Genomic DNA, 13,753 nt, shown 5'->3' with positions numbered 1-13,753 from the left:
TGCCGGCTTCCCGGCGGTTTAGTCGCGGTGCCAGACCGCGAACGTCAGGGAGACACGCTGCAGAAGCTGCGTATCTTCCGTGAACCCGTCGCGGGTCGCCTCAAGGAATGCTCCTTGGATCGGCCCGCCACGGTAACCTTCAAGCACCGCCCGGATTTCATCCTCGGCGGCATGGGCGTCTTCGACCGTCGCGCCATAGCAGTCGATCTGGACGCGCGTTTGCATCAGGCCCTTGCCTTGCAAGTGCATGTCGCGCACGCCGCTGGTGCGGTAGATCGAGGCTCGGGGCAGTCCGACGCCATCGCCGAGAGATCCCCATGCGACGGTGAAGCTGACCGCGCCCGATAGCAGGGAATATAGGTGCTCTTCCATCAGGCCCTCGCCGCCCGCTTCGCGCGGCGCGCTATCGTCTTCTCGATCTCATCCCAAAGCCGGGCGCCGAGACCTTCGAGAAGGCTGTGTTTGTGGATATCCCACGCCGGCTGAAGCATGGGCTGCGGCGCGACCGAACCGGTGAAGCGCCCGTTTTTCTGGAAGCGCGGGCCGGTGCCAAACTCGAGAAGGTGCGCGTGCGGTGCGCCGTCGGTGCCGGTGTTCGCCCCGACAAACAGGTTAACCGCGCTGCGGCTGCTGCCTGCGCCGCTGTCGGCGCGCTGGCCGCGGGAAAGCCGCGACGTGACACGAAAAACGTTGTCCGTAGCGCCGGGCCAGAAAGCGTTCGCTGTGTCGGCCACCGGCTGCAGCTCCTTCCGCATCGCACGCCGCGCAACACCCTTAGCCGTGCCCTGCGGCAAAGCGGCCAGCGCCTTCTCGATATCCCGGAAGCCGGAGACCTTCATGGAAATACTCATGATACCACCTCCCCCTCAACCGTGAGATAGACCCACTGCCGATCGGTGATCGCGTCCACCTCCTTCACGTCCCACCGATTGCCCGGCAGCGTGTCGCTATCGACGCCGTTGGGCAGCCCGCGGCGCGTGTCCCGCATCCGGTAGGCCGTGGTGATCGCTCGCGTCGACGCGCAGGATCGGACCTTGATCTTGAAGACGTGGCGCCCTGCGAGACGCGCGGCTTGGACAGCCTCGTTTCCGCTCTGATAGATCCACTGCGCCCGGCAGGCATGGCGCTCCACCCACGCGAACGTGGTGCCGCCGAGGCTACCGGTCGTGCCGACGTTCTCGTCGAAGGCGACGGCTTCTCGCAAGTTGCCCGCCGGCCCCTTCAGGCGCGTCTGATCCCTCTGCCTGATCACACGCGCACCCACCGATAGGGCGAGATCAGCCGATCGTAGAAGGGCGAAGACACCGATAGCCCCTCCCGCTCAGCGTACTGGTGCGCGACCATCTGCATGATCGCGATTTTGAGCGCCTGCGGCACGGCAGCCGCGTCACCGAAACCGCAGACGAAATCCATCCGGATCGGCGTGATCGAATCCGCCGCAAGCGCAGGAGCGGCCCAGCTCTTCGGCAAGACAAGCCGCGTTCCGGCCGCAACAGGCGCGAACTGAACCTCTGGCCCCGTCTGCTCCGCGCCATCTGCATCCTCATAAGAGATCGAGACCGAGGACACATCAGGCACTGGCAGCACGAAATCACGTGACCAAGCATCGAGAACCAGACGCCAAGTCTGATTCACCATCGCCCGCCCGAGGACGCCTCGGAAACCGTCGAGGTGCGACACGCTCGCTTCGATCATCGTCTCGATGAGCGCATTGTCCTCATCGTGCTCCACGATGGCGAGCGCCTTGCATTCGGCGGCCGTCACCGGAAGCTCTGCCGGGGGCGTAACGAGGACGGGGCGGCAGGTCACTTAATTGCCCCTCGGCTTGCCGCCATAGGGCACCGGATCCAGGCCCAGCTTCTTGGCCTCATCCGCGCTGAGGCGCGGCTTTCGCTTCGACTTCTGCGGCGCGGCGCTTGCGCCACCGCTCTTGGTTTGGTCTGCCATGATCTGGCCTCCTCAGATTTCAGTTCGAAACACTCCGGCGCGGATGGCGCCGGAGTGCGGTTCATCAGGATGCCGCGTGCTGGAGCACCTTGAGGCCCTGCGGATCGACCACCGCACCACCGACGCGCTTGGTGGTATAGAACAGCACCTTCGGCTTGGCGGTGAACGGATCCCGCAGAACACGCACACCGGCGCGGTCGACGATGAGGTAGCCTCGACGGAAGTTGCCGAACGCGATCGACATCGCGCTTGCCGCCATGTCGGGCATGTCGGGCAGCTCGGTGAGCGGATAGGCGAGAAGCTGCGAAGGCTGCCCCGCCTGCGACGACGGCTGCCAGAGCTGGCGACCATCCGAGTCACGGAGCTTGCGCACGAGACCCATCGAGGTCCGGTTCATCGTGAACCGCGCCTCGGCGGTATAGGCCGAGGGAACGGCGTAGATGAGATCGAGCAGTTCGTCCTCGGTCACCGCGCCTGTGGCCGCCGCCGGCAGAACCTCGATCGCGCCGAGCGGGTTGGTCGCCGCATTGGCACCGCCGGTCGCGAACGAGAGGAAGCCCGCCGGCTTGTTGGTGCCATTGCCGGATACGAAGGCAAGTCCTTCCTGCTTCGCGAACTCGGTCTCGACCTCGCCAGCAATCCACTGCTCTAGATCCACCTCGGCATCGTCGAGCATGCCCTGCGTCGCGCCCGGGTTGGCGTAGATTTCACCCGGCGTGATGGTCATGTCGCCGAAGGTCGGCGTGTTGGTTTCCGGACGCGCCGCTGCCTCACCGACCCAGCCGGAACCGGTGCCGCGCAGGTTGAACAGCTTGGTGAAAGCGTTCTTCGAGATCCGCTGAACGGACGAGATCTGGCGCATCGGCGACACCTCGACCAGCGCGTCGGTGATGGTCCGATCCCACTCCGTTGGCGCAAGGAAGCCACCCTCGTCGTCGGCGCCCTTGTTCAACGCCGCCTGGACTGCGCCCTTGGTGAAGTGCGCGCGGAAAGCTTCGGTGTATTCCGCGTCGGCCACCTGGCCGGGACCACCGCCCTGCATCGCGATGGCCGCGAGCTGTGCGTTGGCCTGGTCGACTGCAGCCTGCAGGTCCGAGACGCTGGCGTCGATGCGCTGGAACTTCTCGGTGGTCACCACATCGTCGAACTTCGCGCTGATCTCCTGATCCTTCTCGGCTTGCGTGTCCTTCCACGCCTTCCAGTCGCGCTGCAGGTTTGCGATGATATCTGCCACGCCGCCGGCATCTGCACGCACGGCGACGATCCCGCGAGCCTTCGCGGGGTTCATGTGCTTCGACATGATCTGTTCCTTTCAGAGTTTGAAAAGGCCCTCGGTGAGAGCACGGATTTCGTCAGCGTCGTGCATGACGGTCAGGGCAGCGTCGTGCGTACCCCCTTTGACCTCGGCCAGAAGCGCACGGCGTTCCGACCTTGGCATTCCTGTCTTGGCGAGCAGAGCATCAACCCGGTTGATGGCCTTCGGCGCTTTGGCCGCACTCGCCTGCGTCTTGTCCTCCTGCGCCGCGTCGGCGGGCAAAAATGCATCGGCGAGCCCGGCGTCGACCGCCTGCTCGCCGTTGAACCACGTCTCGCTGTCCATCCATTCGGCAGCCTTGGCTTTCGCGACACCTGCGCGATCCGAGTAGACCGTCGCCATCGCGTCGTCGAACGGCTCCATGGTGGCCGCCGCCTCCTCGAGGTCGTGCCGGTTGCCCATCGCGACCACCCAGGCGTTGTGCACCATGAGGAAGCCGGCCTTGCCAATCTGGATCTCGTCACCCGCCATCGCGATCACGGAAGCCGCGGACGCCGCGATCCCGAGCACTCGGACCGTCACCTTGCGCGGGTGTGCACGCAGGGCATTGTAGATGGCCACGCCCTCGAAGAAATCACCTCCCGGGCTATTGATGTCGACGAACACATCCTGATCGCCGATGGCGCGCAATGCTGCCGAGACTCGCTTCGAAGTGACACCGCCGCCGGTCCAGAAATCCTCTCCGATGACGTCGAGAACGGAGATGGTGTTCTCGGAAGACTGGGCCGCCCGAACGGACGCGTTCCAGCGTTCGAGAGCATCCTCGTCGGGTTGGAAGGCGCAGACCTCCGGCAGTCGGCCAGCCTTGATCTCAGGAAGGTTGCGAAGCGTCATCAGAATTTTCCTTTCCAGTAAGGCCCGGAGGTGGTGGAGGCGCCTTGTCGAGCGTCGGAAGATCCATCGTCTCGCGGACTTCCTCCCAGCCCATCCAGGGCTGGTGGCCGCCGGCACCCAAGGCCTTGGTGAAGAACTCGGCCTGGTCTTTCATAGAGCCGCGGATCAGCGCCCCAGCGTTGAACTTCGCCTCGTAAATCTCTGCATCGTGATCGTTTAGAAGATCTCGCTCGATGGCCTGCTCCCAGGCTTGAAACCACGGGTTCAGAGAGTAGCGCACGAAGAGCTGGCCGAGAGCATCGATCCCGGTGCCCCACGAGGTGTCGCCCATCACGAGCAGCGGGCGTGGCACACCGCCGAACGCGCGGGAGATTTCCTCGATCTGGTGGCTTCTGTTTTCGATCGTCTGACTGTCTCGCCCCGACTGACTGACCGTCTGCAACTCCATCCCCTCTTCGAGGATCTTCCAGCGGTGAGCCCCTTCGGCGCCGCTGTCATCGTTCATGCTCGCCTTGAGGCGCTCGTAGGCCTCAGGCGAGAGTCGCCCCGCATGCTTCAAGGCACCGCCCACAATCATGCCGTTCCGAAACAGTCTCGCCGCAGCCCGCTCTGCCTGCTGCGCAAGACCAATCGCCTCGGCGGCCTGTTTGACCATCGACAGGCCGGTGATGCCGTCTTCGGAAAGCGGGTTCCGGACGTGAAACACATCACGTTGCTGCAGCACGAGCTTCCCGCCATCCTCGCGCATGAACTCGAACCGGAGCGTCCAGTCCGTGTTCTGTTTGACCGAGACCCGGTCAGAAGAGAGCGGGATCAACTGGAGGATCTTGCGACCACTCCGCACGATGCGCGCATAGGCGCTGCCGTGCTGAAGCGCCCTTTGCTCCATCAGGCTGCGAAACTCGAACGCAGTCTGCCAGGCATTCGGTCTGCGGTGCAGGATCCGATCGAGCGGGTGATCGCTCGCGTTCGTCTTGTCGTCCTTGCGCTGGAGATGCAGCGGCAGCATGCCGATCGAGTTCGAGATCAAAGAGACGCAGCGCAACACCGTTGTGTTCCGCATCGCGGCCGCGACGGTAACTGTCGCGCCACTCTCCGTGATCGATCCCGCGCCTTGGCGCAGGAACTCATAGAATTGCGGGTCATCCAGCCCGAAGAACTGCCCCGCCTCTCCGGCCATAGCTTGCGGCGCGGCTGCGCCGGCCGCCACCGGTTCGGAGCGGCGAAAGAGGTTCATCAAGCCCATTCTCAACCTTTCATACGGTCAAGAGACCGCGATCCTCGTAGACACTGGGGCCGCCGCTCGCGACCGGGTTCCAGCTCATCAACATCACTGCGTTGAACATCGCCATGAGCGGATCGATCTTCGCGCTGCCGCTTTGCGCTTTGGTCACGATCACGGCGTTGCCGCGCGCCTCCGTCTTCGCGTTTCCGACGCACCAGGTCATGATCCGCTGGCCGCTGTGGACCATGCTGCCGTTCTTGAGCTTCACCGGCGCCGTCTTGATCGCGGCGTTTAGCTTGTAGCCTTGGCTGATCGCCCGGATGTCGTCGATCTCGAAGCCTTCCGCGACCAGATCATCGATGATCGAGCCGACCCCTTCTGGGTCCATCCCGATCCCGTCCTGATCCGGGAACAGGCCGGCGTCGCGGATCCTCGCGCAGATCTCGACGATCTTCGGGTTGGCCTCCTCCTCAATGTTGTCGACGAGGATCAGCTCACCGGCGGCCTCGAGGGCCTCGAGCTCCGGCGCGATCTGCTTCCGAAGCGTCAGCACGTCCCGATCCGCCCAGGCGCGGCCCCAGCCTTGCCATCGGCTCGTCTCGGCGTGACGCCCCAGCACGTAAAGCCCGAGCAAGTCATCGAGACCCCCGCCATCAACGCCCACGACGCAGACCTCCGAGGTCGCGAGGATCTGCTCGAAATCGACCTCTTCGCGCTCGGCCTTGGCCCAGTAGTCAGCGCCGACCCAGCGGCCCGACTTCAGACCGAGCCCGATCTGCACGTTCAGGTGCTGGCTGGCGAAGAGGGCCAACGCCTCGGGCCCTCCTTCCTCCGCCTTGCGCATCTCGCGCTGCAGGTATTCCCGAGAGACCGAGCGCTCGATATTCGGGTTGACCATTCCCCAGGTCTTCGGGTCCCGCCATTTCTCGGCCTCGGCCATCTTCGCCGGCAGCTCGTAGAGCACGGCAAGCATCGGGAAATCGAGCTTCCCGTCGCGAACCGCGCGCGCGGTCTCAAGCTCTTTCTCCCACTGGCCGGTCGGACGATCCTTCGACTGGGTCGTGATCTGCAGCAGAAACCCCTCGGGTCTCGATGCGAGCCCGCCGCGCAGCTCGACGAAGATGTCCGGAGCCTTCTGTTTCGTCCCCAGCACGTGCGTCTCGTCGACCAGGATGAACGTGCCCTTGGATCCGGTGACCACGTCACCGTCTGCCGACAGGATCATGATGACCGCGCCGGTGACGTGGTGCGTGATTTCCTTCTGGTGGTTCTGCACCCGGAAGAGCCGCACCAGGTCTTCGTCGAGCGCGATCATGTTCTTCGCCTGCTTGAACGCAATGCCGGCGATCTTCTGCGTCGGCGCGATCAGCAGCAGCTCGGCTTGCGGACGCTCGTTCATGATCGCAGCCGTGACGATGATCGCCGCCGCGATCGCCGACTTCCCGTTCTTCTTCGGCACCAGCAGGAAGAACTCCTGCAACATGCGCTTCTTCAGCTCGGGGTCGTAGCTCCCGAAGATGACCCGAACCAGGTCAAAGACCCATTCCTCGCAGACCTCACCATATGTCGGCGTGCCGATCAGGTCAGGCACCCGTAGCCGCTTGAAGATCCGAAGCGCCTTGTCCGCGACTGCGTCGAAGAGCGGCAGGTCCGGGATCAGCGAGCGACCCTCGACAATCCGCTGCTCCCAGTCTGGAACGGCGGTCGACCATTCGTGGTCGAGGAAGTCTGCCGCGCCGTTCATCAGTGATATTCGCCCGGGCTAAGGTCACCGCCCCAGAGATCGCCGCCGCCGGTCTTCGCGACCTCCTTGGCATCCCGGCGCGCGCGCTCCTTCTTCCCGATCTGCTCGTCCGCCTTGTCTTTCTCGGCCGCGCGATTGACCCGTGCGGCGGCCAGCCGGCGCTCGTTGTCGTCGATCAGCTGGCGCACTTGGCGGATCGCTCCCATGTCCCCTTCGATCGACTTCCGGACGGCCGTCGAAAAGATCAGCAGACGAAGCCGGTCCGGCATCTGATCCCGCATCCGGAGCAGAGGCCCAAAATTCCGCTTCAGCGTCGAGACACCTACCCCCAGCGCATCGGCCACGCGCTGATTGCTCCAGCCCTGCATCAGGCCAGCTTCCAGCATGTCCAGGTCCTTCGAGGTCAACTCCTTCGGAGGCCTCCCACGCTCGCCCTTACGGGCTCTCACGGGGTTGCCGAAGAGGTCCGTTTCGCGCGTGTCGTTCAAAAACCCGATCTCCAGAAAAAAATCTCTCGGTGATGGGGCGACGGGTTTCAGTCCCCCGGCGCCCTGAACTTTCGACCGCCCCCCCTGCTTAGGGTCAGGCGAGGCCGCGCTTCTCGAGGCTCTGTTTGGTCCGGTCGTGCCAGACCTTGCTGACCGCCTGCAGGTTCTTCGGATCCCAGAAGAGCTTCGGGTCACCGCGATGCGGCTTGATGTGGTCGACCACCGGGCTGTTCGGCGCCGGGTAGACGCCAACCAAGAGCACGCCGGTCTGCCGACAGGTGAACTGATCGCGTTCGAGGATCTCCAACCGGAGGCGCCGCCAACGCGAGGTGTTCAGCCAATCCTTCGAGCGCCTCCCGTCGTCGGTCGTCTTCGGAGCAGCGCGGCGCTCGAATCGGGGCTTGGCATGACCCAGCCTTGGCGGCAGCCCGCGCCCCTTCAGTTTGCCCATCCAACCAACCTGTGTTGACGGCTAGAAGTCCTCGAGGCCTTCGAGGAACCACTTCTCGCCTTCTTCCCTGACCACGCAGATCATGCGTCCTGGCAGCGTCGCGCCCATAGCATTCTCGGCTTCGAACTCAGCCTCGACCCGGACAGAACCGTCATCCAACAGCTCCTTTTCCCAGCCAGACCAGGCGCCGAACTCCGCTGAAGACGGGGAGACCAAGGAGGCCTTGATGAATTCCCGGCACGCATATGTCGCGCCGCTTGTCGGATCCGCGTCGCGCGCAGCCTGTTGCGCCGCAATCTCCTCCTCGCTGGGCGTTATTGCCAAAGCAAGCAAGATGACCACGCCGGACAGCGCGAACATAAGCAACAGGGCTCTCTTAAACGCCGACATCAATCCACTCCCACGCATCCATCAGACACGAGCAATGTGACCGCGCACCCTTTTCATGTCCACACGGAGAAGCCGCCTAAAACGAGAAGCGCCCGGAAGCATCTCTGCTCCGGGCGCGGTTCGGTTCTCTGGCAATCTGTCAACGATCCTACATTTGGTCAAGAAGATTTCCGCCAAGGCGCGGATGGCGGCATCTCATCAGTCACCGCAAAGGCCGTCAGATCGCAGCCCAGACGGAAGGTAGACTGCAGCTCCAGAAGCGCTGACCACCACTGCAGCCACCCTCTCCGCATCCGTGCCTGCTCAGCCGCGGTCCCGGTGAAGACGACACGGCAGCAATACCCATCGTCACGGCCGAGCTGGTGAGCAGGCCAACGACCGAGCCCGTCCCAGATCGACTTCTCTGCGAAGCGGCCCCGCCAATGGCTTTTCCACGCGACGGGCTCGCAACGAGAGACGACGCCCTGCCCCCAATCCGGAACGCGCCCCTGCCGCGCGAGCTCCGCGATCCAGACCGCCATGCGCCGCCCGCCGCAGCCCTCGGGCAGGCACGACACAGCCGAAGCCACGAGGTCCGCATCCGGGTGCGGCTCAGAGCGCCCGCCGCCATCGATCGCGCAGCCAAGGTTCGCCCGCTGCATCATCACCCATTCCATCGACACGCCCGGCCGCTCGCCGGCAGCGCTCGCCAGCTCGTCGAAGTCCAGCGACACACGCTCCGACTGGAACGCCCAGACCAGCAGATCCCAGATCGCGACCGGCGTCTTGTTGGCGCGCCCCGGACGCACGCGGGGAACTCGGAATTGCGCGCCCATCACGCTCATGCCTGCGCCTCCGCCATCTGCCCGAGAGAGGAGATCCAGCGGCACTTTTCGAGCGCCGCTTCCCGGCGCTTGACGAAATCGGCTTCGGCGTCGGACAAGACGCGTCCGGCATCACGGTGCTCAGCCAACTGCGCAAGACGCCGAACGTGAGGATCAGCCTTGGCACGGCACTGTGAAATCAGATAGCTGTTCGGCCACAGCCGCACCTTCCGAAGCTCGAAGAGCAGTTCCGGCGCCCAGCCCTCCGCAATCGCTTCTTGGCCGAGCCCGTGCGCGAACACTGCCCGGATCAGTGGCGAGGCGTCATCCGCCGGCCGCTGGATATCGCCAGCACGTTCGAGAATGCGTTGCGCGATAGGAAACCGGTCACGCGCCTTGCCGCTTGCCATTCCCGCCGCGATCTCTTCGAGCGCCATGAGGTTCTGCCCGGTGAAGTAGGCGAGCTTAGCGCACAGGCTGTCGAGCATTGCCTCGAACTCGTCTCGCGTCATGCCCGTCGGCTTCACCAGGCCCCGCTGCTGCAGCGGCTCCACCAGAAGCTGCCTGACCCGTCGCTGGCCCTCTGCCTGTTCTGCGCTATCCATCGTCGGCTCCTTTCTCAGCAATCGGCGTTTGCGGCTTGCCCCAACGGCTCGGCCCGGGGCGGTATCAGGGTGTTTTTTCTTGTTCTGTTTTTTCTTGTCTTGTCCTGTAGGGCAGTCACACTTCCGGCCTTTAAAAAAAGGCAGATCACAGGTGTGACGCACTGTGCCGTCACAGTGACATCACTGTGACCGTCACACGCGGTCACACTCGGATCACAGATCGCCATCGGCACCTCCGGCGCTGCGCAATGTGGTGACTTCGCGAGGAATGCCGACGGCATCGGCCATGGCGATCCGCAGGTTCTCATCGGTGCAGTAGAGGCCCGCCTGATCAAGGAAGTCAGCGACGGTCTCGACGATCTGCCGGCTGTCCCAGATGTGCTTAGGATACTTCATCGAGTGGAGCTTGGCCCTCACCCGACTCCTGAGGCTCGACATCCGGCTTGCCGCGCGCGCCTGGTCCCTGCCCTTCTTCCGCTTGTGCATGTCGAAGGCGATCTCGGCGATGACAGGGTGGGCCAGGCGCGCAGTGCGGCCCGGCTCCTCGCCCTCGATCTCCGCCGAGCGCCAACCGTAGAGCGCCCCGGCGCGCGCCGCCCGCCAACCATCCAAATCCGCGCCGAACCGCGCGATCTGGGCGAGCTGGATGTCGTCATCCGGGAGCGTGCCCGCCGGGTCCTGCTTGAAGCTCTCCGCCCAAAGCAGAAGGGCCGTGCCGAGATCTGCCCGCCGGCCCTCCGCAATGGCATGAGCCACGAACCGAGAGGTTAGCAGCCGGTTGATGTAGAGCGGAATCCAGTCGTGGTTCGACAGCGTGTCGCCGTAGCGAAGCGGATACCACCATGTGTCCGAGACAGTCGTCGTCTCCATTTCGTCCCTCACCTTCAAGTGTTCGCGCAGACCTCCCCGCGCCGCCCGCCCTGCGGCGAGCCTCAATTCGTTGCCGGCATCCCCAGCGCGCGCCCGGCCCAGTACCGCGCCAGCTCACGCCACAAGCGCATCTTGGCATCGTCGAAAGCCGCCACGTCGCCATCGAGGCGCGCATCGCAGAGAGCGCGACCAGCGCCTGCGACCTCGCGCAAATCGTCATCCAGCGCGCCGCCCAGAGACCGCAGAACCGCGTCGAGGCGCACCAACAGGTCCGGGCACAGATCCATGCCGCCCCGGAACAGGGCAACGGCCGTTGCAGTCGTCACCAGCCGCGCACGCGGCCCCGGAGCTCCCCTCATGCCGCACCTCCGACGTCGTCCCGGAAGCGCCGGAGGGCGGAGAGCGCGATCTCCATGTCGGCAATGAAAGCCTCGAGCGCCGGACCGTCGAGCGTACCGTTGACCACCGGCCGGGTCTCCGCCGGCTGAAACCCACCCGGGCGCAGCGACCAGCCGCGCGAGCCGCATTCAAGCTGGTGCAGCCGCAGGTCGAGATGCCCGAACTTCGTCGTGACCGAGTGCACGATCGGCACCCGCTTTGCGCCCGAGCCGCTCATACCTCCCCCAGCGCGCCGACCGTCGCGGCGACCAGTTGAGACCGGCGCTGAGCCGCGCCCTCGGCGCCCCGCAACGCAAATAGGACCGTGGTGTGGTCGCGGCGGAAGAACCGCGCGACCTCGGAGACCGAGAACTCCGCCCGGAGCATCAGCTCATAGGCCTCGCGCCGCGCCTCGACGAGCGCTGCGCGACGGCAGTGCCCGCGCATCTCCTCGCTCGAGACGCGGTGGCGCGATGCCACCTCTTCGCACAGAACCTCGAGCAGCTCCGGCACGGAGACCTCCGCCCCGCAGACTTCGCCGCCACCTGCCACAAGGATGGCTCTCAAGAGCGAGACCCTCTCTCGCGCGTGGCGCTGCTGCTGTTCTGACCAGGTCTCAGCCAAGGCTTCACTCCTTTCCTGAATCGACAGGCAAGCGGATGACGTGGGCGCGCCAGACATCACCGCTGCACTCCAAGACGCCTCCACCAGCGCACCGGCATCCCGCCATCGCGGTTTTCTGGTTTCTGGCATGCGCAGTAGGGAAGACCGCGGTCGGCGCACTTCTGCACGAACTTGGTGTCGCCATCCCTGAACCTCTTGAACGCACCCGCGATCGAAGACCGCGTGCGGCCAGTTCGCTCCGAGATCTCGGAGAATGTCATGCCGTGCTCGTCCCTCAGATCGAGCAGGTGAAGAAGACCTTCGTCGTCTGCCCTGCTTGGCACCGTGGAAGCCATGTCAGACCTCCCCCATGAAAGACCCCGGCGCCGCAAGCGACACCGGGGCAAGGTTCAACAGGGAGGTGCGCCGAGGCCCCGCGGCGCTCGGGATGAAAAAGGGTGCGCAGGGCATGCTGGCAACTGGGGAGGAGACAGCCAGCTCGGGGACAGCCCCGCGCACCAGTTGGCGAGGTTGGATCCTCGCCAGGCAGGCCCGGTCGGGACGGGCATTCGAATTCTGAAGAGAGCGCGTCACGTCGACACCTCCCAGGGCGCCGACGGCATGGTGACCGGCGCGGTAACTCCCAAAGCACTGCTGATCCCGACGCGCGGCACATGCGCGATCGTCACCCCGTCGCGGGTTTCGCGCGCCAGCGGCTTGCGGTCCTCGCGAGGGCCGCGCTCGAACGGGCGCATCACCGGCGGGCGCCCGAGAAGATCGGACGCGGCGCTCATTTCGACGCCGCCCGCATCGGCACGGCCCCCTTGGCACGCGCCTCGCAGAGGTCAGCCATCTCGCGATGCTTCTCGGCAGCTTCGCGATGCTCGACGACGGCGCGGCTCCAGTCTTCTTCGCTGGACGACCGCGCCGCCTTGAGACCCGCCTCAACGGCCTCTCCGTGTTCCTTCGAGATCTCGCCGATCAGGTCATAGGGGCACGCATTGACCGGTGCGTCATGGGTCTGTGCCCGGTAGCTGTCGAAACAGGCGTTCTTGGTGGCGTCCTGCAAGGCCCAGGCCCAGAGCAGCGGGACCTCGGCGTTGCCGTGCTCGATGCGGCTCAGCGTCCCGATGCTGATCGAGTGACCGACCGCCGAGGTGATGACCGCAGCGGCAGCTTCCTTGCCACCCGCCTCGGTCACGAGGTTCTTGAACATCTGCGCGGCGACTTTAGGCTGCATCTGAAAGGCCTTTTCCTTCGGGTTGACAGGGTGTTGCCCCATGTTCGAGGCATGGAAGAGCACGAACGTTCAGCAAGCCCTCTCGGCGGGCGTCGCGACCCAAGCAGAAACGGGAACAGCGCCATTTGTTATGCGCTCGATTTCAGCCGCCTTCTCCCAAGAAGGCTTGGCGCCGCCGAGCCATCGGTTAACCGTAGGCTGGCTGACGTTGACTGCCGCGGCGAATGCGCTTTGCGTCATGCCGGCCGCCTTGAGATATTCTGCGAGGGTGCTCATGAGCAACATATACGCTGAGCGTATTTCACGGTCAATCCGTCAGGCGAATAATTATCCGTTTACGGGAATAGCCGACTCCACCCCGGTCTGCGACATAGCAGCCATGAAGAACCTCAAGCGCATAAGGGCCGCCCGCGGCTGGTCGCAGGCAACACTGGCCGAAGCAGCCGGCGTTAAGCAGGCAACGATCTCACGCATAGAGAGCGGAACGAACAACCCCTCGCTCGCGGTCGCAGATCAGATAGCTGAAGCCTTGGGCGTCAGTACCGTCGAGCTTTTTGGCATCCCCGAGCTTGAACAGAGATTTCTGGAAGCCTTTCGCGCAGCAACGCCAGAACGGCGCGCCGCGCTTCTGACGCTACTCGAGAACGATCACTCATAGTCGATTCCCCCTCACCAGTCTCAACATATCGCGTCGCTGCCAAAATGTGGCGCTCGTAATCTGACGACATCAATATCCCCTGAAAGTTCCATCTTCGTTCTAATATAGACGCGGCTCCGCGTCAGTATTAAGTTTGACAATTATACGCAGTACGTATTGACCGACCGATACGCTCGGCGTATTAAACCTCCTATCCCCGCCG

At 64.4% G+C, this 13,753-nt stretch carries 22 protein-coding genes; 1 reads left to right on the top strand and 21 read right to left on the bottom strand.

Features of this window, described 5'->3' with window-relative positions:
- Positions 1-18: 18 nt before the first annotated feature.
- From JF542_RS02665 to JF542_RS02565, 21 genes are all read right to left on the bottom strand, one after another.
- Positions 19-372 (bottom strand): hypothetical protein, encoded by a 354-nt coding sequence (locus JF542_RS02665; RefSeq protein WP_207074638.1) that lies wholly within the window; start codon positions 370-372, stop codon positions 19-21.
- Entirely contained in the window at positions 372-851 is a 480-nt protein-coding gene (locus tag JF542_RS02660; protein WP_207074637.1) for a hypothetical protein, read from the bottom strand. The genes JF542_RS02665 and JF542_RS02660 overlap by 1 nt, the downstream gene beginning before the upstream one ends.
- Positions 848-1,204, bottom strand: a complete 357-nt coding sequence (locus JF542_RS02655) for a phage head completion protein (protein WP_207074636.1) — start codon at positions 1,202-1,204, stop codon at positions 848-850. The genes JF542_RS02660 and JF542_RS02655 overlap by 4 nt, the downstream gene beginning before the upstream one ends.
- 44 nt (positions 1,205-1,248) lie before the next feature.
- Positions 1,249-1,809, bottom strand: a complete 561-nt coding sequence (locus JF542_RS02650) for a head-tail connector protein (RefSeq protein ID WP_340689132.1) — start codon at positions 1,807-1,809, stop codon at positions 1,249-1,251.
- Positions 1,810-1,947: a hypothetical protein gene (locus JF542_RS02645; RefSeq protein WP_207074634.1), complete on the bottom strand. Its 138-nt coding sequence runs from the start codon at positions 1,945-1,947 to the stop codon at positions 1,810-1,812.
- A 64-nt stretch (positions 1,948-2,011) separates the two neighbouring features.
- Positions 2,012-3,247 carry a phage major capsid protein gene (locus JF542_RS02640; protein WP_242533544.1) on the bottom strand — a complete coding sequence of 412 codons (1,236 nt, stop codon included), beginning with the start codon at positions 3,245-3,247 and terminating at the stop codon, positions 2,012-2,014.
- Between the two features lie 12 nt (positions 3,248-3,259).
- Positions 3,260-4,096 (bottom strand): head maturation protease, ClpP-related, encoded by an 837-nt coding sequence (locus JF542_RS02635; RefSeq protein WP_207074633.1) that lies wholly within the window; start codon positions 4,094-4,096, stop codon positions 3,260-3,262.
- On the bottom strand, positions 4,074-5,342 hold the full coding sequence (locus tag JF542_RS02630; RefSeq protein WP_207074632.1) for a phage portal protein: 1,269 nt from the start codon (positions 5,340-5,342) through the stop codon (positions 4,074-4,076). The genes JF542_RS02635 and JF542_RS02630 overlap by 23 nt, the downstream gene beginning before the upstream one ends.
- A 10-nt stretch (positions 5,343-5,352) precedes the next feature.
- On the bottom strand, positions 5,353-7,065 hold the full coding sequence (locus tag JF542_RS02625; RefSeq protein ID WP_207074631.1) for a terminase large subunit: 1,713 nt from the start codon (positions 7,063-7,065) through the stop codon (positions 5,353-5,355).
- The gene (locus JF542_RS02620; RefSeq protein WP_207074630.1) at positions 7,065-7,451 is read right to left on the bottom strand and encodes a hypothetical protein; all 387 of its coding nucleotides are present in this window, start codon (positions 7,449-7,451) and stop codon (positions 7,065-7,067) included. Before JF542_RS02620 ends, JF542_RS02625 begins: the two co-directional genes overlap by 1 nt.
- 196 nt (positions 7,452-7,647) lie before the next feature.
- Positions 7,648-8,004, bottom strand: coding sequence for an HNH endonuclease (locus tag JF542_RS02615; RefSeq protein WP_207074629.1), 357 nt, complete (start codon positions 8,002-8,004; stop codon positions 7,648-7,650).
- Positions 8,005-8,025: 21 nt separating this feature from the next.
- Positions 8,026-8,394, bottom strand: coding sequence for a hypothetical protein (locus JF542_RS02610; RefSeq protein ID WP_207074628.1), 369 nt, complete (start codon positions 8,392-8,394; stop codon positions 8,026-8,028).
- 158 nt (positions 8,395-8,552) lie between these two features.
- Positions 8,553-9,218: a hypothetical protein gene (locus JF542_RS02605; RefSeq protein ID WP_207074627.1), complete on the bottom strand. Its 666-nt coding sequence runs from the start codon at positions 9,216-9,218 to the stop codon at positions 8,553-8,555.
- The gene (locus JF542_RS02600) at positions 9,215-9,802 is read right to left on the bottom strand and encodes a hypothetical protein (RefSeq protein WP_207074626.1); all 588 of its coding nucleotides are present in this window, start codon (positions 9,800-9,802) and stop codon (positions 9,215-9,217) included. Before JF542_RS02600 ends, JF542_RS02605 begins: the two co-directional genes overlap by 4 nt.
- 213 nt (positions 9,803-10,015) lie before the next feature.
- Entirely contained in the window at positions 10,016-10,672 is a 657-nt protein-coding gene (locus tag JF542_RS02595) for a DUF1376 domain-containing protein (RefSeq protein WP_207074625.1), read from the bottom strand.
- A gap of 62 nt (positions 10,673-10,734) precedes the next feature.
- The gene (locus JF542_RS02590; RefSeq protein WP_207074624.1) at positions 10,735-11,031 is read right to left on the bottom strand and encodes a hypothetical protein; all 297 of its coding nucleotides are present in this window, start codon (positions 11,029-11,031) and stop codon (positions 10,735-10,737) included.
- Positions 11,028-11,288, bottom strand: coding sequence for a hypothetical protein (locus JF542_RS02585; protein WP_207074623.1), 261 nt, complete (start codon positions 11,286-11,288; stop codon positions 11,028-11,030). Before JF542_RS02585 ends, JF542_RS02590 begins: the two co-directional genes overlap by 4 nt.
- A complete protein-coding gene (locus tag JF542_RS02580; RefSeq protein ID WP_207074622.1) occupies positions 11,285-11,674 on the bottom strand; it encodes a helix-turn-helix domain-containing protein in 390 nt (129 codons plus the stop codon). The genes JF542_RS02585 and JF542_RS02580 overlap by 4 nt, the downstream gene beginning before the upstream one ends.
- Positions 11,675-11,730: 56 nt before the next feature.
- The gene (locus JF542_RS02575; RefSeq protein ID WP_207074621.1) at positions 11,731-12,009 is read right to left on the bottom strand and encodes a hypothetical protein; all 279 of its coding nucleotides are present in this window, start codon (positions 12,007-12,009) and stop codon (positions 11,731-11,733) included.
- Positions 12,010-12,243: 234 nt separating this feature from the next.
- The gene (locus tag JF542_RS02570; protein ID WP_207074620.1) at positions 12,244-12,447 is read right to left on the bottom strand and encodes a hypothetical protein; all 204 of its coding nucleotides are present in this window, start codon (positions 12,445-12,447) and stop codon (positions 12,244-12,246) included.
- Positions 12,444-12,893: a hypothetical protein gene (locus JF542_RS02565; RefSeq protein WP_207074619.1), complete on the bottom strand. Its 450-nt coding sequence runs from the start codon at positions 12,891-12,893 to the stop codon at positions 12,444-12,446. Before JF542_RS02565 ends, JF542_RS02570 begins: the two co-directional genes overlap by 4 nt.
- A gap of 40 nt (positions 12,894-12,933) precedes the next feature.
- Between JF542_RS02565 and JF542_RS24365 the strand changes: the two genes are divergently transcribed.
- Positions 12,934-13,551, top strand: a complete 618-nt coding sequence (locus JF542_RS24365) for a helix-turn-helix domain-containing protein (protein ID WP_242533543.1) — start codon at positions 12,934-12,936, stop codon at positions 13,549-13,551.
- The last annotated feature ends 202 nt before the right edge of the window (positions 13,552-13,753 follow it).

It is taken from the genome of Salipiger bermudensis (assembly GCF_017309175.1).
Classification (GTDB): Bacteria; Pseudomonadota; Alphaproteobacteria; order Rhodobacterales; family Rhodobacteraceae; genus Salipiger; species Salipiger bermudensis.
This window is presented reverse-complemented; position numbering and strand designations above follow the sequence as displayed.

Bases quoted from the DNA above. Each gene is read 5' to 3' on its own strand.
- JF542_RS24365 (WP_242533543.1), top strand. From the start codon at position 12,934: ATGTTCGAGGCATGGAAGAGCACGAACGTTCAGCAAGCCCTCTCGGCG.
- JF542_RS02615 (WP_207074629.1), bottom strand. From the start codon at position 8,004: ATGGGCAAACTGAAGGGGCGCGGGCTGCCGCCAAGGCTGGGTCATGCC.
- JF542_RS02575 (WP_207074621.1), bottom strand. From the start codon at position 12,009: ATGGCTTCCACGGTGCCAAGCAGGGCAGACGACGAAGGTCTTCTTCAC.
- JF542_RS02595 (WP_207074625.1), bottom strand. From the start codon at position 10,672: ATGGAGACGACGACTGTCTCGGACACATGGTGGTATCCGCTTCGCTAC.
- JF542_RS02605 (WP_207074627.1), bottom strand. From the start codon at position 9,218: ATGAGCGTGATGGGCGCGCAATTCCGAGTTCCCCGCGTGCGTCCGGGG.
- JF542_RS02630 (WP_207074632.1), bottom strand. From the start codon at position 5,342: ATGGGCTTGATGAACCTCTTTCGCCGCTCCGAACCGGTGGCGGCCGGC.
- JF542_RS02635 (WP_207074633.1), bottom strand. From the start codon at position 4,096: ATGACGCTTCGCAACCTTCCTGAGATCAAGGCTGGCCGACTGCCGGAG.
- JF542_RS02565 (WP_207074619.1), bottom strand. From the start codon at position 12,893: ATGCAGCCTAAAGTCGCCGCGCAGATGTTCAAGAACCTCGTGACCGAG.
- JF542_RS02600 (WP_207074626.1), bottom strand. From the start codon at position 9,802: ATGGATAGCGCAGAACAGGCAGAGGGCCAGCGACGGGTCAGGCAGCTT.
- JF542_RS02625 (WP_207074631.1), bottom strand. From the start codon at position 7,065: ATGAACGGCGCGGCAGACTTCCTCGACCACGAATGGTCGACCGCCGTT.
- JF542_RS02570 (WP_207074620.1), bottom strand. From the start codon at position 12,447: ATGAGCGCCGCGTCCGATCTTCTCGGGCGCCCGCCGGTGATGCGCCCG.
- JF542_RS02660 (WP_207074637.1), bottom strand. From the start codon at position 851: ATGAGTATTTCCATGAAGGTCTCCGGCTTCCGGGATATCGAGAAGGCG.
- JF542_RS02645 (WP_207074634.1), bottom strand. From the start codon at position 1,947: ATGGCAGACCAAACCAAGAGCGGTGGCGCAAGCGCCGCGCCGCAGAAG.
- JF542_RS02620 (WP_207074630.1), bottom strand. From the start codon at position 7,451: ATGCTGGAAGCTGGCCTGATGCAGGGCTGGAGCAATCAGCGCGTGGCC.
- JF542_RS02665 (WP_207074638.1), bottom strand. From the start codon at position 372: ATGGAAGAGCACCTATATTCCCTGCTATCGGGCGCGGTCAGCTTCACC.
- JF542_RS02590 (WP_207074624.1), bottom strand. From the start codon at position 11,031: ATGAGGGGAGCTCCGGGGCCGCGTGCGCGGCTGGTGACGACTGCAACG.
- JF542_RS02585 (WP_207074623.1), bottom strand. From the start codon at position 11,288: ATGAGCGGCTCGGGCGCAAAGCGGGTGCCGATCGTGCACTCGGTCACG.
- JF542_RS02610 (WP_207074628.1), bottom strand. From the start codon at position 8,394: ATGTCGGCGTTTAAGAGAGCCCTGTTGCTTATGTTCGCGCTGTCCGGC.
- JF542_RS02640 (WP_242533544.1), bottom strand. From the start codon at position 3,247: ATGTCGAAGCACATGAACCCCGCGAAGGCTCGCGGGATCGTCGCCGTG.